General features: G+C 33.2%; 15 protein-coding genes and 4 pseudogenes. 11 read left to right on the plus strand and 8 right to left on the minus strand.

Translation table 11 applies throughout. The annotated features are described in order from the left end of the window. Positions 1 to 32: 32 nt before the first annotated feature. Positions 33 to 2108, minus strand: coding sequence for a HelD family protein (locus VK90_RS05295; protein ID WP_048370983.1), 2076 nt, complete (start codon positions 2106 to 2108; stop codon positions 33 to 35). A 328-nt stretch (positions 2109 to 2436) separates the two neighbouring features. Between VK90_RS05295 and VK90_RS29760 the strand changes: the two are divergent. Beyond that, a pseudogene (locus VK90_RS29760) lies at positions 2437 to 2601 on the plus strand (CPBP family intramembrane glutamate endopeptidase); the annotation flags it as partial. Positions 2602 to 2620: 19 nt separating this feature from the next. On the opposite strand, the gene VK90_RS05300 reads toward VK90_RS29760, so the two are convergent. Continuing rightward, positions 2621 to 3364: a class I SAM-dependent methyltransferase gene (locus VK90_RS05300; protein ID WP_048370984.1), complete on the minus strand. Its 744-nt coding sequence runs from the start codon at positions 3362 to 3364 to the stop codon at positions 2621 to 2623. Positions 3365 to 3652: 288 nt separating this feature from the next. Between VK90_RS05300 and VK90_RS05305 the strand changes: the two genes are divergently transcribed. After that, positions 3653 to 3988, plus strand: a complete 336-nt coding sequence (locus VK90_RS05305) for a darcynin family protein (RefSeq protein WP_048370994.1) — start codon at positions 3653 to 3655, stop codon at positions 3986 to 3988. Between the two features lie 80 nt (positions 3989 to 4068). On the opposite strand, the gene VK90_RS05310 is transcribed toward VK90_RS05305, so the two are convergent. Together VK90_RS05310 and recQ are read right to left on the minus strand one after the other, a co-directional pair. Further along, positions 4069 to 4452 carry a gamma-glutamylcyclotransferase family protein gene (locus tag VK90_RS05310; RefSeq protein ID WP_048370996.1) on the minus strand — a complete coding sequence of 128 codons (384 nt, stop codon included), beginning with the start codon at positions 4450 to 4452 and terminating at the stop codon, positions 4069 to 4071. Positions 4453 to 4477: 25 nt separating this feature from the next. Then, a complete protein-coding gene (gene recQ / locus VK90_RS05315; protein WP_048370999.1) occupies positions 4478 to 6595 on the minus strand; it encodes a DNA helicase RecQ in 2118 nt (705 codons plus the stop codon). 228 nt (positions 6596 to 6823) lie between these two features. On the opposite strand from recQ, the gene VK90_RS30130 reads away from it, so the two are divergent. From VK90_RS30130 to VK90_RS05345, 8 genes and pseudogenes are all read left to right on the plus strand, one after another. After that, a complete protein-coding gene (locus VK90_RS30130; RefSeq protein WP_082147796.1) occupies positions 6824 to 6985 on the plus strand; it encodes a hypothetical protein in 162 nt (53 codons plus the stop codon). A gap of 699 nt (positions 6986 to 7684) precedes the next feature. Next, positions 7685 to 8308, plus strand: a complete 624-nt coding sequence (locus VK90_RS05320; protein ID WP_048371000.1) for a hypothetical protein — start codon at positions 7685 to 7687, stop codon at positions 8306 to 8308. Between the two features lie 128 nt (positions 8309 to 8436). Then, positions 8437 to 8793: a hypothetical protein gene (locus VK90_RS05325; RefSeq protein WP_048371002.1), complete on the plus strand. Its 357-nt coding sequence runs from the start codon at positions 8437 to 8439 to the stop codon at positions 8791 to 8793. A gap of 137 nt (positions 8794 to 8930) precedes the next feature. Continuing rightward, positions 8931 to 9383 carry a hypothetical protein gene (locus tag VK90_RS05330; RefSeq protein ID WP_048371004.1) on the plus strand — a complete coding sequence of 151 codons (453 nt, stop codon included), beginning with the start codon at positions 8931 to 8933 and terminating at the stop codon, positions 9381 to 9383. A 276-nt stretch (positions 9384 to 9659) separates the two neighbouring features. Further along, positions 9660 to 9800, plus strand: a complete 141-nt coding sequence (gene tnpA, locus VK90_RS31360) for an IS66 family insertion sequence element accessory protein TnpA (RefSeq protein ID WP_442853649.1) — start codon at positions 9660 to 9662, stop codon at positions 9798 to 9800. 270 nt (positions 9801 to 10070) lie between these two features. Next, positions 10071 to 11579 (plus strand): spore germination protein GerKA, encoded by a 1509-nt coding sequence (gene gerKA, locus VK90_RS05335; RefSeq protein WP_048371006.1) that lies wholly within the window; start codon positions 10071 to 10073, stop codon positions 11577 to 11579. Beyond that, complete coding sequence (locus tag VK90_RS05340) at positions 11560 to 12666, plus strand: GerAB/ArcD/ProY family transporter (protein ID WP_048371008.1); 1107 nt, start codon at positions 11560 to 11562, stop codon at positions 12664 to 12666. Before gerKA ends, VK90_RS05340 begins: the two co-directional genes overlap by 20 nt. A 359-nt stretch (positions 12667 to 13025) precedes the next feature. Continuing rightward, positions 13026 to 14101 (plus strand): annotated as a pseudogene (locus tag VK90_RS05345) (Ger(x)C family spore germination protein). A 535-nt stretch (positions 14102 to 14636) separates the two neighbouring features. On the opposite strand, the gene VK90_RS05350 reads toward VK90_RS05345, so the two are convergent. After that, on the minus strand, positions 14637 to 15092 hold the full coding sequence (locus VK90_RS05350; RefSeq protein WP_048371010.1) for a DUF6884 domain-containing protein: 456 nt from the start codon (positions 15090 to 15092) through the stop codon (positions 14637 to 14639). Positions 15093 to 15112: 20 nt separating this feature from the next. Beyond that, positions 15113 to 16320 (minus strand): annotated as a pseudogene (locus VK90_RS29765) (peptide ABC transporter permease). Between the two features lie 168 nt (positions 16321 to 16488). On the opposite strand from VK90_RS29765, the gene VK90_RS05360 reads away from it, so the two are divergent. After that, positions 16489 to 16677 carry a DUF4017 family protein gene (locus tag VK90_RS05360; RefSeq protein ID WP_048371012.1) on the plus strand — a complete coding sequence of 63 codons (189 nt, stop codon included), beginning with the start codon at positions 16489 to 16491 and terminating at the stop codon, positions 16675 to 16677. 28 nt (positions 16678 to 16705) lie between these two features. Here VK90_RS05360 and VK90_RS05365 read toward each other — a convergent pair. Then, positions 16706 to 18403, minus strand: a pseudogene (locus tag VK90_RS05365) (M3 family oligoendopeptidase). 111 nt (positions 18404 to 18514) lie between these two features. Beyond that, a complete protein-coding gene (ppaC, locus tag VK90_RS05370) occupies positions 18515 to 19444 on the minus strand; it encodes a manganese-dependent inorganic pyrophosphatase (RefSeq protein WP_048371014.1) in 930 nt (309 codons plus the stop codon). Positions 19445 to 19568: the final 124 nt, after the last annotated feature.

Here is a 19568-nt window from a genome sequence, read left to right on the forward strand (position 1 = left end):
TCATTATTAGAAAAGCCTCTTGAATTTTTTTATTATTTTAATCCTTTAATTAAAGGGGATGCTTCCCCACTATGGAAAATCCATAAATCATGAAGTGATCTCGTGCATCCGACATACAGTAACTTCGCATCATGTTTTGTATTTTTATAATTCTCTTCATCCACATCGATTATCAGTACAGCGTCAAATTCTAAACCTTTCGCTAAATAGACAGGTACCACTGAAATGCCACCTTCATATTTACTTTGATCCGCTTCGATCACGTTCACTTTTAGTCCTGCATTTGTTAATTTCTCATACATATCGCGGCATTCATCGTCTGTTCTTCCTATTACCGCAATTGTTTTCACATCTTCATTTTGTAGATGTTTTAACGTCTTCACAATTTCAGTGAATTGATCTTCTGCATGGATCACTTTCACATCTTCACCGCTACGGAAAACTGGTGTTGCGAGTCCTACTGGTATTTCTGCATTTTTAATTATTTCATTTGCAAATTCAATAATTTCTTTTGTAGAACGATAACTTCTCGTCAGTTCATAATAACCAGTTTCTTGGAATACTTCCTTAAAGGCATTCCAGTCTTCAATTCCTTGATAATCATAAATCGCTTGAGATAAATCACCTAATATGGTGAAAGAATTACCTAGTGTAATTTCTTTTAATACATAAACTTGGAATGGTGAAAAATCTTGCGCTTCATCAATAACGACGTGATGAAACTTCTGTCCGATTTCAATACCCGTTATACGATGATGTATATAAATTAAAGCTGGTAAATCTTCTATATATACTTCTTTTTTACGGCAATTCTTTTCTGTTTCTTGAACAAGTTCTTCAGGTAATACTTCGAGTATTTCTTTACTCTTCATCATCGAACTATATAGTGACAGCGGGCTCATTTTCGGCCAAAAATTCATATATGTGTTCAATCTCTTTGTCGCTTCTTTTTTTAGTAACTTTTTCTCGTTTGTTTCTCCAAACTTTTTAAGTTCAATTTCAATCCAGCGCTTCATTCGGCCGACTAAACGTTCTCTTCTTTTCTTTAATGGATAATGTTTATATTCAACTTGCATCCATTTTTTAACGTCTTCCACTGGAATAACTGCTTTATCCCATGCTTCAAAATCTTTTGTCGGCATTAAATCTTTTTCAAATTGAGCCATTCTTTCTTCAATAAACGACTTGAATTCCAGCGTACCCTTTAATTTACCAAGCATAACCTTGTTTTCATCACGATTAATCGAAAATGCTTCTTTCAATTTTTCTTCTGTCTGCTTCAGTTTCACCGAATCATCTAACGTACGTAATGCCCAATCCGGAAACGTTGTTTGACTAATATTACCTACCCCTAGTTCAGGAAGTACACTCGAAATATAGTCTAAAAACAAACTGTTTGGAGCGAATACAATCATTCTCTCCGCTTCTAGTTGTTCACGATATTCATAAATTAAAAAAGCAAGGCGATGTAAAGCGATTGTTGTTTTTCCGCTCCCTGCAACCCCTTGAATTAATAATGGTAAGTTTCTTTCCGCACGAATAATATCATTTTGCTCCGATTGTATAGTCGAAACGATATCTTTCAATTTATTGTCTTTATTCTCGCCTAATCGATATAGAAGAAAATCATCAGCATGCGAGACATCTTCATTTCCTTTCACATATGTATCAACAACACGTTCTAATTCTCTCTTTCGAATGGAAATGTTTCGTTTTAAATAAACATCGCCTTCTACTAATCCGTCTGGTGATTGATAAAATGCTAATTCTTCTCCACCGGTAAATGAATAAAACATGCTTGCGACAGGTGCTCTCCAATCAATTACAATTGGTTTCATCGTGTCTTTATCTGAAACACCTACTTTACCGATGTAAATCGGCATAACTGCTTCTTTTCCATCCTCTTGAAAGTCTAGTCTTCCAAAGTAAGGTTCTTGTACACCAATACGTAAGTTTTGTCTATTAGACTCCCTCATACTTTCAAGAATTTGCTCTTTAAAATCTTCTCCATAATACACCGGGATTTTTTCAAGCTGTTCTAATTGATCATCCATCGTACATAAAGTATCTTTCATTGTTTGTAACTCTTCTTCAAATATGTTGCTCATTTTGATGATTCCCTCCTGTCCGTTCCAATTTTTTCAGTCGAGATACAATTGTATTAAAAATCCATTCATAAAGTCAATAGTTCCAAATTAAATTTTCCGAAAAAACTTACTTTTCACCTTTTAAATTTTGAAATTCAAATGCTATTTTTACATTATAAAAATATACAACATCTAAATCATACAACTACACATATAATAAAGTGATGTGTGCAAAAACTGCTACTTTCTACTAATTGAAATGGTTTTACTCTATCAGACAAAGTTTCCTGCACATACTCTCCTGCTATCTTTCTTTTTATCCTCAAGTCTCAAGTTTAATTTATATAAAACGGACATCATTACATTTACAAATGGTAGTGATTTTTGGTTGAATCCTATTAGCGGAGTCGCTGCTACTGTTTTATTTCTTGGAATTGGGATCGTACTAAGATCCATTAGAATAAAAAAAGAACGACAATTAGGTACTGAAGACCCCCAATTATTCACACTATAAAAATAAAAAGAGTAAGGATTTAATCCCTACTCTTTTTTACTTTTATACGATATGATAAACATTCATTTAAAGATGCTTGCTCTTTATATTTCCGCTCTTCAAAATCATACGCTCCTCCTGGGAAAATCCCAACTATATTTAAACGCGCCTCTGCACATAAATTACTAATCTCATCTAATGTATAGCAGCGTAAAGATTGTGTCACGATGTCATTTGAAGAAACAGTTTCCCACCAATGATCTAGCATTCTCTCATTTTCACTATCATATTCATACTTTCGCATAGCAGAACCTATCGGCATTTCTCGTCCACTTGCCTTTTTCCAATACAAAGGTTGATAAATATCAATAAGTGCACATCCATCATCCTTCATCCAATCATTAATCCGTTTTAATAGAAACAATTGCTCATCATTTGTTCCTACACCAAATCCATCTAAATAACTAACCACATCAAATTTTTCCTCAAAGTTAATTTGATAGAAATCTCCACAATGAATGGCAATATCACTACTGGAATGTTCTTTTGCAAAGGAAACCAGCTCTGATACAAGTTCAACAGTTGTCATTCTCACATGTAACTTAGACATCGCTCGTGCAAATCCACCATTCCCTGCACCAAGTTCCAGCATCGTTTGAAACGGATATCCAATTTGTTCTTGTACCTCTTTAGCAACCTGCTCTAGCCAGCTTTCTGTATTTATATCATAATTTAGCAATTCAAATTGTTTTTTGTAAAATTCCTTCACATTTAATTCGTTCATTATTATTCTCCTCCTGTAATAGTTTTTTCTACTACAGGTGAGAAACTAAATTTCTGATACCCATTAAGAATCCCCCTTATTTATTACCTATACTTATATATTATCAAAATAAACGGAATATTCAAATGAAAATCGGTCTTTATTCGCAATTTTTCCCATTCGATAAATTTTGATGCTCCTTCCTCTTTATTTTGCGCACCTATAAAACAATAAACCTTTATATGAAGATTTTAAATACTATCATGTGCTATGATTTAACCATAAAGCAACTAATGAGAGGAATGAAGGATGAATCACATTTTTATTGTTTTAGTAGAATTTTATCCAACTTGGCTTGCAATGTCTCGTGACGAACGGGGAAAACGAGCTAATGAACTAAAAGAAATTACTTTAAAATACCCTGAGGTACATGTGCGTTTCTTTGACGCAGAAGCGTTACCTGGAAAAGATTATACTGACATAATCATGTGTGAAACGAAAAACATCCAAAAATATCACTATATGTGGGAAGAAATTAGAGATCACTCTATTAATACCGAAGGTCACATGAAAATTAAAGATGTAATTATGGGAATGGACGAAGCTTATAAAAACTTTGAAGAAGATTCATTAAAAAATACTTAAGTAATTACAACCAAAACTATAGTAAAAAGCAGATAGCGAATTATTCTACTATCTGCTTTCACATTATTTTATAGCTGCTTTCATTTTCCTTTTTGATACTTCACCCAATCACCAGAAATGATAACCTTCTTCAACATTTCTTTATCTTGAGCAACATACACATATACATGTATTTCTCTATCCTCAAAATATACTGATTGTGTAAGCCGGTCATATAGATCAGCCTCTGCATTACCTGTATATTCTTCGAGCTCATCTAATTTTTGCAGCACATCATCATTTACTTCATAAATTTCCCCAAATACTTTTTCCTCGCTTGAACAAATCATTGCTGGATACCCTTCTCCAGTATCAAATAATTTCCCATACGTCCATGCTCCATCTGCGATACATGTTGCACCTTGCATATAATGAGCATTCGTTTGCTCTTTTCTTAACGTACCATAAACGAAAACGTGATGCATATATCCCTATCCCCTTTATATGTCTCTACTTCCTCATTTGTAAATAAGCGCGAATCATAAAGTAACTCACTTCATCTGAAAGTTGTTCTTTAATTGATTTCAAACCACCTTCTGCATTTTGTACGGCATTTTCAATAAGAGATTCATACTCTGCTGGAACGAAGCTTTTCCAGTCTACTTCCATACCATCTTCATAGCAACGAATTAAATGATTTTCGATTGTTTGTCTTGATAGATCACGCTTTTTCGCAATCTCACCTAGATTAATGCCTTGTTTATACATTTCATACGTTTCTAAATGAGAATTTGCTGATGCTTTCCCTGACTTTTTACGCTCTGTAACAACTTCCGTCTTAATTGTTTCAGCATAGTTTGGATTTTCTTCAATAAAGTGCTGAACTGCTTGTAAGAAGTGAGAACCGTACTTCACAAGTTTGTGTTCTCCAATTCCTTTTACAGTTAAGAGTTCAGAGTCACTTTGCGGCATTTTCGCGCACATATCTTTTAACGTTTGGTCAGAGAAAATAACGAACGGCGGTACACCTTCTCCTTGTGCAATTTCTTTACGCACTTCACGAAGTACTTCAAATAAAGGATGGTCTTGAACAATTTGTCTCGTTTCTACTCGTTCTTTGCGTAAAACGTTCTCTTTACCAAGTAATACTTCTTTTCCTATTTCCGTTACTTTCAATGTCGGATACGTACCATGTTCAACTGCGATTAACTCCTCTGATATTAAAAACTCAATAAACTCACTAACTTCTTTTACACTACGGTTTGATAAAAGCCCGTACGTAGGCAAAGTATGAAAATTGAATTCAATGACTTTCTTATTTTTCGATCCAGTTAATACTTGTGCAATCATTTGTTTTCCAAATCGTTGATTCGTCCTGATCATACAAGATAGTACCATTTGTGATTCTCTCGTCACATCGATACTTTCACGGTCGTCAGTACAATTACCACAGCGACCACAATCTTCCTTCGGTTCTTCTCCAAAGTACTGTAAAATAAATGATTGTAAACATTGTTCTGTATGACAGTAATCAGTCATATTTTGGAGTTTTTCAAGCTCATTAGAAAAACGAGATTCTCCTGTTGATTGATCAATTAAAAAGCGCTGCACTTGCACATCTTGTGAAGAATATAACAAAATACATTCACTATCTAATCCATCACGACCAGCACGTCCCGCTTCTTGATAGTAACTTTCCATATTTTTCGGAAGTTGATAGTGAATAACGTAACGAATATTCGATTTATCAATCCCCATACCGAATGCAGATGTTGCTACCATAACACTGACTTCATCTCGTAAAAAGAGTTCTTGCTGTTCATTTCGATCGTGATCGCTCATACCTGCATGATATTTCGATACCGAAACTCCTGCTTTCCCTAAATCTTCATATAATTGATCGACTACTTTTCTTGTAGCTGCATATATAATCCCAGATTCCTTCTGATTTTGACGAATATAATCTGCTAAATATGCATTACGATCTTGTCCTTTAATCACCGAAAACGATAAGTTCTCGCGCTCGAACGTTGTCATAATTGTATTTTCTTGATTAATTTCAAGTGTGCTACAAATATCGTCACGTACTTGTGGTGTTGCTGTTGCGGTTAACGCTAAAACTAGCGGTTTTTCTGGAAGATAATCTAATATGCGGTGTATATGTAAGTAACTCGGGCGGAAATCATGTCCCCACTGTGAAATACAGTGTGCCTCATCAATCGCAATCATCGGGATTTTCATATCCATAAGTTGGTCAACAAACTCCATAGAATCAAGACGCTCAGGCGCCACGTAAAGTAACTTGTAATGTCCTTGTTTCGCCAATTGAATTCGTTGATTTGCTTCTGTAATAGAAATAGAACTATTAATATATGTAGCGGAAATACCGTTTTGTATTAATGTATCTACTTGATCTTTCATAAGTGAAATCAAAGGTGATATAACTAACGTCGTTCCTTCGAATACTAATGCGGGAATTTGATAACAAATTGACTTACCACCGCCCGTAGGCATAATACAAACCGTATCTTTCCCATCTAATACATTTTTAATTGTTTCATCTTGTCCTCTTCGAAATGACGAATAACCGAAATAAGACGCTAAAAGTTCTTGAGCTTTTGTAAACAAAAAAGAGTCACCTGCTTTTCTATATCTTTCATCTATTTCTATTATATCATCACTTATGCGTCATGAAAGTGATGAATGAAAGAGTTATATATAATCTCTCATCAAACTGATTCTCGCAAAACACAAATCTAGTACACAAGAAGAAAGAATTTCAATATAAATATTCATTTTATTTGCCTTCCTAGAATACTACTAATCGTATACATATGAATTTGAGGAGGTTAAAATATGAAACGTCGTTACAATAGCTCTATCCAGCCTAAAGCGTCAAATAATCAACTCCAATTCTCTAATAATGATGCGTGGAAATATGAATCATTTTATAAGTATCAGCCTTTATTTTCTTATAGAAAGCTATTTAATTTCCTTTCTCAACTTTTTAGGCGTTAATACATGTGTCAAAAATAAATTATTCACACTAATTTTCTCAATATAAAACGTATAGACTTACTACAATACAGTTGTTACCATATATAATAATCTGTTGGATAAACCCCTTATGTTGACCTGCTTAAATTAGCAGGTCTTTTTTATAATTACATATTCCAATGTATCCTAATCTGGATTACAAGTCTTTTCTCCATTTTAGGACCCTATTCCACTCACTACAAATGATTATTATCCAATAAAAGCAAACTACAAATCAGTTACATTCATTTAAACAATTCTTTTTTTCTCAATACACAAAGTGAATTTCATTTGTTACTATGAAAGTACTCCAGATGAGTTTTTGCTCATCAACATTATCTAGTTAAAGGGATCTGCCGCGGGAAGCAGATCCCTTTAACTTTATTAAAAAGCACCCTTTTCATTTGGACACATTTACCAGATCTTTTTGAGAGAATTTTATGTTAATATTACGTAGTCGAGTCCGACATCTCGGCAATACCCTTTTGAGGTCCTGCATCTTCCCTTGCAGGGCCTCTTTTATTTTGAAATTCCTTTAATTCGTATATAACGCAATCAGGTTTTTATTCATCATTTCAATCCACTCCTATTCCTATTCTCGAAAAAATTCTTGGACACGTAACTTAAAAATAACGGTTATCATACTGTGATGTATACATGTTCAAAGGAGTGTCACTATTTATGTATACTTATTGGCAATCATATTACTCCCCCACTCATAACCCTTATGGGAACTTTGATTTATTAACACGAAATTACCGAATTAGTAAAAACGAGAACTTTTTAAAAGGTTATATGCGTTCTTTATGGGAACAACATGTCGCTTGGACGAGATTAGCTATTATAAGCATCATCTTTGACTTACCAGATGTAGATGCTACTGTGGGACGTCTTCTACAAAACGCAACACATATGGGACTATCTCTTGAACCGTTCTATGGTGAAAATGCAGTTGAAAAATATAGTGCATTAATTAAAGACCACTTAGTGCTTGCTGCTGACCTTGTTAAAGCCGCAAAAGCAGGCGATCAAAATGCCGCTTCATCTATAGAGAAAAAATGGTATGCAAACGCAGATGAAATTACTGATTTTCTTCACAGTATTAACCCGTATATAGATAAGGAAGACTTTAGAAAGATGTTTTATGAGCATCTAGCACTAACAAAAGCTGAAGCACTCGCCATTTTAAATAAAGATTATGCTTCAGGCGTAAAACTGTACGATAAAATTGAAAAAGAAGCATTGGAAATGGCTGATACTATAACGGATGCAATCGTAAAACAATTTCCTCAAGTATTTCAATAAAACAAGCCGATTTCTCTTCAAATCGGCTTGTTAAATTTTCTATCTATATGATATTTACACCTCACCTCTTTACATTTAGCTTATATCGATATATTTTATTAATAGCCATTTTTATAGGAGGAAATAGTTTGATTAACGCCATTGGTCTCGTTTTTATCCTTACTAATAAATACGAGAAAAAGAAAAAAGTTTATCTGAATGAGAAATTTGCACTAATAGACATAATTGATTCTAAAGAAGTATTTGATGATGAAGGTAATTCATTAGTAGAACTAACTTGTAAATACAGTATTTACTTAGATGAAAAATACTATTGTAAATCTCTCGATGATTATACTGGACAAGTATTCCCTTTCTTAAGTGCAAAAATAGGAAAAGGTCTCCTTAGAAATTTAAATTATTATTTTTCTTACATTGATGTATATCATAAAAAACCACCTGTTAAAGAAATAAGACCTCTTATGAAACATGTAACTAACAGATAGCAGAAAGTATTCAAAAAGAAAGCACCTAACTTCAGATGCTTTCTTTTTTTGAATCACTAACTCGATAACTTTCATCTCCTTCTAAATATATGTACCCAAGCATACTTTAAAATAAAAACATTGGAGGATTAGGCTGAATGAAATATTCAGAATCAATCGTAAGTAAACGGCTTCGAAGACTTAGAACAGTTGGTGTATTTTTTATACTATTTTTAATCGCGTGGCTTGGATATACAAAATTTCTTTATGGAAATGGTTTTCTTTTAGAAAAAAAAAATTCAGTTGAAGCAATGAATACTAGCGTTACTGGAGAAATAGAAAAGAATTTCCATGTAAACTTACAAGGCTTTCGCAAAACGAACCTTGATACACTTATAGAGGCTAGTAAAACCGATCTGAGCGAACTATCCTTAATTGAGCTTATCAATACATCTTGTTCTCAAGATTGCATAAGTGAACCTTCAACTTACGTTAAATCAGACCACGGATATATCTTTTATAAGGAATCTAACGGTACTAATGTAGCTTTAAAAATTAAAAAACAAGCTACATGGGAAATTGAAAAAAAATCTGTTCAAAATGGAATTTAAAAGATTCATACACAAAAAAGAGTACTTACTTCAAAGTACTCTTTCGAGTCTATCGTACAAAGAACAACTTAAGGGTCTTTCTTACATGCCACTCTCTTCAAAGTCAGCCCTATATCCATATTCACTAAGATGATATCCCCTTCTTTGAAATATTCCTGTCTCCGTATAACCAATGAATCACCCTCTTTGATTCTTCCACCTGTGAGTAGTTCCCCTTGCTTACTACATGTTTTTTTTATAAACAGTCACCTATTAAAGAAAGCATAGGAAACTTATATTCAAGACTATAAAAACAGTGGATTATCAAAAGTTTCCTGGTGTCAAAAACAGAATCTATCAGTTCATCAATTTATATTACTGGTTGAAAAATTATCACCTGAAACGGAAGTTCAAAATAAAAATGAGCGTGTGAATTAGATTTCCATTCATGTTTCTGTTTGAAATGTGGATATATTTTAGGTTTATATGTTGAAAAACCTCAAAACTTTTAAAGCAGAAGATTAAGCTAGTTGTTTTATAAGGGACATTTCACTTTATTCAAAGTCTATAAATTAAGCTGAAAATCGTTTAGTTAGAAATAAAAATTAAGAACAAAAAAAGAGCCATGTATGATGAATTGATAAGCATAATTTTCCTATAAAAAACAAAAATTAACAGCATGGTTTTATTCGATATGGGGTGAAAATTATGACACAGACTCAACAAAACTCACAGCAATCAACAACCAAAATGAAGCATATGTTTCCATCACTCGCAGAAAATATTAATTATATTGAAAATAAGCTATTTCATTCGGACGATTTAAAAAAACTCGACGTTCCTTTTCAAAACGGAAAAGGAACGATGTTATACATTGAATCTTTAGCAGACCCTAATTTAATTCATCAATTAGCTCTCGAACCTATATTAACCCAAGCTGAATTATCTCTCGATGAGGCATTTTCTACATTGAACATGAAAAAAGAAACGAACTTACTGTATGGCATACAACTTTTACTACAAGGAAAATCTTTATATTTTCATGAAGAGGTACAAAGCTTTTGTATTTTCGAGACAGCTTTATCTTTAAAAAGGAGTATAAAGGAACCTGATAATGAAGGGATTGTCCGCGGTCCACATACCGGTTTTATCGAAGATTTAGCTACTAACTTAGCTTCCATTCGTAAACTTATTAAAAATCAAAATTTAGTGGTTAAATATTTTACCCTTGGTGAAGAAATGCATACTAAAGTTGCTATTGTATATATGCAAAATTTGGCCAACGATGATCTTGTTATAGAAGTAAAAAGAAGATTACAAACCATTAAAACGGACTCCCTTATGCCACCAGGCTATATACAAGAATTTATTGAGGATACATCCTTTTCACCATTTCCACAGCAATTAAATACAGAACGTCCAGACCGAGTTGCCGCTAACTTGATGGAGGGAAGGGTTGCTATCTTATCGGATGGAGATCCAGCAGCACTTATTGTTCCTGTAACATTATTCTCCTTTTATCAATCACCGGATGATTATAACAATCGGTGGATTGTCGGTTCTTTCGTGAGAATGATTCGCCTCACGAGTTTTTTAATCGCCTTTCTCTTACCTGCTATATATATTGCAACAGTGGCTTTCCACTCCGATGTTCTGCCACTGGAGCTTGTTAATACAATTAAAGCTTCATTAGAAAGAGTACCACTTCCGCCCATTTTTGAAGCCTTACTACTGGAATTAATCTTTGAATTATTGCGAGAAGCTGGAATTCGTCTACCGAGCCGAGTAGGACAAACAATCGGTATTGTAGGTGGCTTAGTAATCGGTGATGCAATTGTAAAAGCTGGACTTGTTTCCTATATAATGACTATCGTCGTAGCTTTAACAGCAATCGCATCTTTTCTCGTTCCATCAAACGATATGAGTTCGGCCGTCCGAATCCTTCGTTTTCCATTAATGATTTTAGCTGCTATCTTTGGCTATCTTGGTATTTCATTCGGTTTAATTATAACTTTCATTCATTTATGTCAGCTTCACTCTTTTCATACACCATATCTTTCTCCAGTGGCACCACTTCGGATTAAGGATATGAAAGATGCTTTTATAAGACTCCCAATTTGGTCTTTTTGGGAACGTCCTCATGATTCAAAACCTAAAAAAATGATAAGACAGCTGGTAACTAGAGAGGATGAGAACGGTGATAAACACGCAAAGTAAAATTACACTTACGCAATTCTCATTTTTTGTTGCTCAATGTCAAATCGGTGTAGGTATACTTACCCTCCCGAATCGACTGCATTATATTGCCAAAGGTGGCGGATGGATTTCTACACTAATAGCTGGGCTTATTGTTCAAATCTTTATTTTAATTATATGGATTTTATTAAAAAGATTCCCTGAAGTAACCATCTATGAAATTGTTCGCACAATGTTCGGGGATATATTAGGAAAAATATTTGGTTTCTCTTATATTATTTACTTCATTCTCATCGGAACGACCATTATGGTAAGCTCTGGGAACATTATTAAAATATGGATTTTGCAAGCAACACCTTGGCCAGTTATACTCATTTTGGGTCCAATCGCTTCCTCTTTTTTAATCTATAGCACATTTAAAGTCATGGTTCGATTTTACGACATGACTCTCATTTTAATTATCCCAATGGCTTTTTTAATTGGAATTGGTCTTACCCGTGCCGAATTTTCTTATCCCTTTCCAATTACAGAAGCTGGTTGGTGGAATATTATTCGAGCATCAAAAGAAACAATAACAGCATTGTATGGTTTCGAAATTATACTTATTGCTTATCCATTTGTAAAAGGAAAACCTGCAGCAAAGCTTAAGGCTATTTCTCTTGCGAACGGATTTGTAACCATTTTCTACACTTTTACTGTATGGATTTGTTATATCGTGTTTAGCCCTAATCAAATCGAATTAATTCCTCAACCCGTTATATATTTACTACGCTCCCTTCATATCGGTATCATAGATCGAACTGATTTAATTTTCATTCCGATATGGATGATAACTGTTGTATGTTCTTATGCCAGCTATTATTATGCCGCTTCGGTAGGAATAGAGAATATCTTTAAACTTAATAATCATAAGAAGGCCGTTCCAATTGTCGCTCTTATCTCTTTTAGCGTTGCTTTATTTATTAACACACCTGAAAAGCTAAAAATCATAGCAAAGTTCACGGATAATCTCACCTATATTTTCATTGCTGTCCTTCCTCTTTTATTTCTTTTTTATGCCATATTAAGAAATAAGAAAGGAGAAAATTACGCCAAAAAGAACGTCTAAATTATGCATCATTGTATGTGCCATTTTTCTCCTTACATTTAAAATAGAGTCACGATGTTTTGAAAAGAGTTGCGACGCTTTATCCCATTGGTTTGGACAATCAATAACAATGAACTATTTTTATCTATGGTTATGTTAAACAATGATGTTGATTTTTATAGTAAAAAAGTACGTGACCTCAATTATTAGGTCACGTACTTTAATCATATACTCTCTTTTGTTGTTTTGATAAACTGCATTAAAGTTGAACTTTTAGCTTCTTTAAAGGTGAGATAAGCATACCTTTGTTTAAGAAAGTAAAAAGAGCTATTATAGATCCTTTTTGGTATATTTTTTCATGAAAAGTAAAAATTATAATCATGAAAAAATTATATATATTTATATGTTTTATCTTCCTTGTCGGCTGTTGGGATCAAAAACCACTTAGAGAATCACGTCTTGCTTATAGCTTAGGTTATGATTCATATAAAAACAAAAGTTTGAAACAAACGGTAGAGATTGTGCACATGAACTCAAAATTAACAAATGAGGTACATTCTGCAATTAAGAATACGGCGCAAGATACTACTGATAAAATGAGAACGAATACAACTGGAGATATAAGCTATATAAAATATGGTTTACAGCTATATGGAAAAGCACTTGAGAAAAAGGGAATTTTTCCAACGCTTGATGTAGCATTTAGGGATCCCGGCAATCCTACATCTTTAGTGAAATTAGTTTCAGTGGATGGGTTATCATCTGAAATTTTGGAAAAGAAAAAAATTGGTAAATTAATGATTGGAGAATTTCTGAAGAAGAAAGTAAACACACTTGAAGAGCGCAGTTATTTTCCTGTAGAAAACTTGGAAAGTGTTTTTAAAAAAATTCTAGACAAAGGTGAAGATTTTACTCTACCGTCAATAAAAATACAAGGTAAAGAAATAGTTACCAATGGTCTAGCCTTGTTTCATAATGATAAATTGACTGGACGGTTACCCCTTGACCAATGTGTTTTATTTACATTACTCAAGGGGAAAGTTGGGGAGAAGGCGCATATCACGAAGAAGATTAATGGTAAAGATTATGTGAGTGTTGAAGTGAAAAAAGGACAAGTTAAACGGGAAATGAACGTTATTACAGATAAAAGCGGTAATGTTCATGTTACGATTAAATTAAAATTGCTTGTTACGGTTCTTGAATATCCGCGCGGCCATTTAGGTCGAGCGAAAGAAAAAAAGAAAGTAAGTAAGTAAGTAAGCAACTATCTAAAGAATTAACAGATGAATCAAAGAAAATTATTAATAAATTACAGAAAGTAAATTGCGATGCGTTTGGAGTTGGTAGGCAGTTGATTGCTTATCACCCTAAAGCTTGGAAGAAATTTGATTATAAAAAAGCTCAGTTTGATACCAAAGTGGATGTGATTATCTTTGGGAGTGGTATTTTAAACTGAAAAAGGAATATTTAAGGCCCTTACTCGAAAGTAAGGGCCAATAAGAAATGCAAATTTATTGTTATTTGCTAGGAAAATTATAGAACATCTACTTGTCTATATACTAATTTGTGCGTTACAAAAATGTGAGCGAAATAGAAAAAAAACAAAATCGTTATTTTATAGAAAGGGATCAAAAAATTAGATTTTAAAAAACAAGTTAAAAAAATTAAAAATCCCTTAGTAGGCCTACCCTTTTTATAAAGTAAAATATAATTTCTATTTGTTTCACCTAATAAAGTAAAAATAGAAGTGTTTTCAAGATAGATATATGTAATTATGTAGGCGTGGATTACAAAATCACAAATTTAAATACAATCTTACTCTAGGGAAGGTTTCCCTTCCTTTGAGCGTACAGCAAGCTGTAGGGAGCTCAGTTAAGACTACTCTTGATGTATACAGTCATGTATATTGCCGAGTATGGATAAGTCAGTATCTGACGTACTCGAAAAGATTATCAGAATGTGACCAATTTTGTGACCAGACAATTACTAATTCATCCCTTTACTTCCTGCTGCGCTTCCACAGCCCCATTCAACCTCTGTAACATATACCCAATCCCTCTACATCCTTCTAACGGATATGTAATGATTTCTTCTGGATATAACTTCGTCACTACTTTTTTATGCTTCTTCCCCGCAAGTAAGACAATTTCATCAAACTGAAGTAAATCTTTTTCAACCATCTGTTTTTGTAATTGTTCTAAACTAATAATCTCAATACTCTTTGAATCAAATGCAAGATCATAGTTTTCCTGTACAATATCATTTGGTCTTAAAAATCCATGCTTTGCTGATAATATAACCCAGTTCCTGAAAAACTCCGCTGCGTACGCCTGACATGCTTTTCCGAATGGACTAATATATACATCTTTTGCCTCTGTCGGGCCGTAATCTGGGTACTTATCCCAAATTTTCTTTTTTCCACACGGAATAATGCATAATCTTTTCATCGTTATTTCTTACCTCACTTCTAACTTTTTAAATATAAAAATAGAGAATTCTCCACTTCTTCATATTCAGCTTCTATGTCTCCAATCCCCACAACGTTCCAACTATTATTTTTTTCTACCGGTTTTTCATTCATAACGATATGAACTTGTTTCATATTTTTATATTCTTCTTCAAAAAATGCTAAAACAGGCTGATTTATCATATATGTTTTATTATGTATACTTACACTTAAAAAGGTTTTATGTAATGCTTTATTTCCGTTTAAATTTACGTTCATTGGATTAAACATATTTAATTTTATATCCCCTATAATATACAGGTGATTTCCTTTTTTCTCATTAAATTCTTTAAGATCCTTGTCTCTTTCGTTTTGAACAAAATGAATCATTTGCTTTGTTTCATTACTTATTGTAATATCATTGTTTAAACTCAAATCCACATTTATATTTTGTTTTAAAAAAGTATATAGCGATTTATCACTATTAAAGAAGCTCGTTTTCCACTCAGGAAGGATTTCATCTAATAATAAACATAAAAGCATTCCTGAGCTATAGCAACTCTTTCTTATATTGCAATTAGCTTCATATGCATCTAAAATTACTCTACTATATTTTCGTAATGTTTCGCTTTCATCATTATTACATACTGTATTATAAGCATTCATTTCAACATACCAAGCAGGCCCTTCTATACTTTCAACCATACACTCGTATGTTACAAACTCTTCTTTCATAAAATTAGCCCTTTGCTCTCTTAGTTCAATAAATTTCTTAATATAGTTATTCTTCTCAGCTTGTGACTTACAATGAACAGCATCATATAAACAAATTCGTTCTTTATTACGTAATTCAATATTTACTTCTAATATAGGATATTGGAATCCTAGAGATTCATTTGGAAATCTACTTTCTTCATTCAAATATTGATGGCAATGAAAAAGTTCATGCACCACAATCGCAAGTAAACTTTCATAATCACTATATCTATTTATATTTACGATGGCAGTTGGATAATCTTTGAATATGATGGGTATACCGTTTTAAATTGTTCATTCCAATTTAAAACGGTATACCCATCCTCCTCGTCTATTAGAAATAATGGATGCTGAAATACATACACATACTCATCATCATACAATGCAAAAGCAGCTCTCTTAAAGTTAGGCCATAGCTCATATAATAACTCCATATTTATATCTTGCTTCATTCTATTTAATATATTGTCCATTATACAAATCACTCCTATATCATTATATATATCATCCACTTTTTAAATTACCACTTATTTACACTATTACAAAAAACATATATTTAAAACTTAATCTTCCAAATTCGAATTTATCATGTATTATATAAATATAGACATAATGTTAGTATTAAAAGGAGGTGAACACCTATGAAAAATATACTTCCAGCATTATTAGCTTATATTATTGTTTGTATCATCGCAATTATCATTCCAGCATCTGACGGCTATAATTCTGTAGGATGGAAATTATTTGTTGGGCAAGCGTACGCAATACCTATTTTCATTATTGCTGCTATTGCTACATTTTATATAAATAAGAAACGATCTTATGAATAAACGTTCGGGAGGATAGCGGATGCTATCCTTATTTTAATTCGCTTATCATATCAAGTACAGCCCCGGCAGTACTTTGTACAACTTCTTGCGAAAAATCAAATGTAACACCTGTATTTTCATAAATCTCCTGTATAGATAAATTCCAATCCGTACTCGCTCCTTCTTTAAACAAAGTAATCGCCTTTTCTTGATTCTCCCGATATATTTGAAATAATTGTAGTGCTCCTAATTGTGCAATTGCATATTCAATTTTGTAAAAAGGATACTGAAAATAATGGAACGATTCTATCCAACTCGCACCAATTCCTTCCTCATAGCCTGTAATATCGACTGATGAAAATTTATACCTTTTACATAATTCAAGATATTTCTCATCCCGTTCTTCTGATGAATGATTTGGATTTGTATAGAACCAGTGCTGAAATAGATCTCCTAAAACTGGCGTAATTAATAAAGACAAAGCCCGATGCAGTTGTTCTTGTTGTGCTTTTTTATATTCATTCTCTTCCTTATAAAAAATATCAAGCTTATCCATTAGTAATAGTTCGAGACTATGAGAATACAGCTCAGCTACTTCTTCACGAAGATATTTTTCTTGCATACTACTTTCATTGTTAAACTGTTTATAGAAATGAAGCGCATGACCCACTTCATGTATGAGTGCATTAATTGCGTTAAATGACGGGCTAAAATTAGAATAAACAAAAACATCTTTACTATGAGGGAAAGTAAAACAAGCAGCTCCTGGCGCCTTATTTTCCCGTTCTTCTACGTCAATTAATCCTGATTTCCTTATATGAATAAATTCCTCATGAAAATATGAATCCGTCTTTCGTAACATCTCTTCAACCCCATCCAATAAATCATTGGAATTTTGAAATGAAACTTTCCGCAATGTACAAGGAGCAAGATCCCACGGACGATACGCTTTTACACCAAGATCCCTTTTAAAAAGATTGCCTAATCGTTTCCATACGGGTACAACAAGCTTCTCTATAGATTCATGAAGCACATAACAGTCTTCAATACTATATTCTCTGTTTTTTAGCTTAAAAATATATTCGCTATAATTGTTAAACCCTGCATTTAGGGCTATTTGATTCCGTAATTGTACAAGTTCATTCATAATACAATCTATTTCTGGTTTTACTACACTTCTTGCTTCACATAAAGCATGCCATGCCTTTTCACGAATGATTCTATTTGGGTTATCTAACTTTGCTTTAACGTATGCGTACGTCCTTATTTCGTTATCCCAATTGATTGTTATGTTAGACATAATTTCTCTATACTTCGTTATAAGACCCTCTTCCTTAACGGCAAGAGAAATATTCTTTTCATTAAATATTTCGCTCTTCACCAATCTTATTTTTTTCATATATCCGTATTTTCGTTCATCTAATAATTTCGAAAACGGACAATCAATAAATTTCTGATCAAATTTTGCATTATATTTTTTTAAAAGTGGTTGAATTGCATTTTGATTATACTTATGTAAATCACGCATAGCACTATCTTTTGAATCTCTATACACAGCAATTAAATGACTCGTTAACACCTCTTCCACTTCAGCAGTTAAACGCTGTTCCTTCATTAGTCATTCCTCTAATTCAGCAACAGAAGAAATATTTTGATTTAAAAGTGATCGAAATTTGTTTTCCAACGTTTCCAAGTCATAACATTTCCTATTTTTATCCCATTTTAACGTCTTTGAGCCATTAAACATACGCAAGCCTCCTCGTTAAAAATTCTAATTTTCTATCATTTTAAAAGAGAAAAAAAAGACAAGCAGCCAATCTGACTACTTGTCCTTCCTGTTTATCCGTACTCAATAATATTAAGCTTGGAATGCTTCTGTTAGTACTGGTACGATTTGTTTTTTACGAGATACAACACCTTTTAAAGTAGCTGTGTTGTTTTCTAATGTTACGTTGTATGCTTTCTCAACAACGTTTGCTGCTTTACCGATCGCAAGACCGACAGAGTCGTTAGTTAAGATGTCAGTTACAACGAATAAGAATAGGTCTAAACCTTTTTCTTCTACTACTGCAGAGATAACTTTTTCAAGTTCCGCTTGGTGTACAAGAACGTCGTTTGTGTCAACAGCGTTTACTTGTGCGATTTCAACTTTCGCGTTACCCATTTGGAATTCTTTAGCGTCAAGGGAGATTAATTGCTCCATTGTTTTTCCGCTTAAATCAGCACCAGCTTTTAACATTTCTAATCCGTAGCTATCTACGTCAACACCAGCGATTTCCGCTAGTTCACGAGCAGCTGCAACGTCTTGTTCTGTGCAAGTTGGAGATTTGAATAGTAAAGAATCTGAAATGATTGCAGATAACATTAAACCTGCAACTTCTTTACGAATTGCAACGCCATTTTCTTTGTACATTTTGTTTAAGATTGTAGCTGTACAACCAACTGGCTCACAACGGTAGTATATAGGATCGCTTGTTTCAAAGTTAGCAATACGGTGATGGTCAATAACTTCTAACACTCGAACAGATTCGATATCGTTAGCACTTTGTTGACGCTCGTTATGGTCAACTAAAATAACATTGTCCACTTCGTTTGCTACTGTCTCAACAAAACGCGGTCCTTCTACTTTAAAATAGTCTAACGCAAATTGAGTTTCACCGCTGATTTCGCCTAAACGTACAGGCTCAGCATTCATTCCTAATTCTTTTTTCAATTCTGCATAAGCAATTGCAGAACAAATTGCATCTGTATCTGGGTTTTTATGCCCGAAAACTAGTACTTTTTCCATTATTTCCACCTCTTCATGAAAAGGATATCTTAAAGAAGCAAATATGACAATATTTTAGACACATTTTTTTATAAATAATTGCACTTTCTTCTATATTTTACATCGTTTTCACAAAAAAAGATCA

The organism is Bacillus sp. LK2 (assembly GCF_001043575.1).
GTDB classification, from domain to species: Bacteria; Bacillota; Bacilli; order Bacillales; family Bacillaceae_G; genus Bacillus_A; species Bacillus_A paramycoides.

Bases quoted from the DNA above. Each gene is read 5' to 3' on its own strand.
- VK90_RS05305 (WP_048370994.1), top strand. From the start codon at position 3,653: ATGAATCACATTTTTATTGTTTTAGTAGAATTTTATCCAACTTGGCTT.
- VK90_RS30130 (WP_082147796.1), top strand. From the start codon at position 6,824: ATGAAACGTCGTTACAATAGCTCTATCCAGCCTAAAGCGTCAAATAAT.
- VK90_RS05350 (WP_048371010.1), bottom strand. From the start codon at position 15,092: ATGAAAAGATTATGCATTATTCCGTGTGGAAAAAAGAAAATTTGGGAT.
- VK90_RS05300 (WP_048370984.1), bottom strand. From the start codon at position 3,364: ATGAACGAATTAAATGTGAAGGAATTTTACAAAAAACAATTTGAATTG.
- VK90_RS05310 (WP_048370996.1), bottom strand. From the start codon at position 4,452: ATGCATCACGTTTTCGTTTATGGTACGTTAAGAAAAGAGCAAACGAAT.
- VK90_RS05320 (WP_048371000.1), top strand. From the start codon at position 7,685: ATGTATACTTATTGGCAATCATATTACTCCCCCACTCATAACCCTTAT.
- ppaC (WP_048371014.1), bottom strand. From the start codon at position 19,444: ATGGAAAAAGTACTAGTTTTCGGGCATAAAAACCCAGATACAGATGCA.
- VK90_RS05360 (WP_048371012.1), top strand. From the start codon at position 16,489: ATGAAAAATATACTTCCAGCATTATTAGCTTATATTATTGTTTGTATC.
- VK90_RS05330 (WP_048371004.1), top strand. From the start codon at position 8,931: ATGAAATATTCAGAATCAATCGTAAGTAAACGGCTTCGAAGACTTAGA.
- VK90_RS05295 (WP_048370983.1), bottom strand. From the start codon at position 2,108: ATGAGCAACATATTTGAAGAAGAGTTACAAACAATGAAAGATACTTTA.
- gerKA (WP_048371006.1), top strand. From the start codon at position 10,071: ATGACACAGACTCAACAAAACTCACAGCAATCAACAACCAAAATGAAG.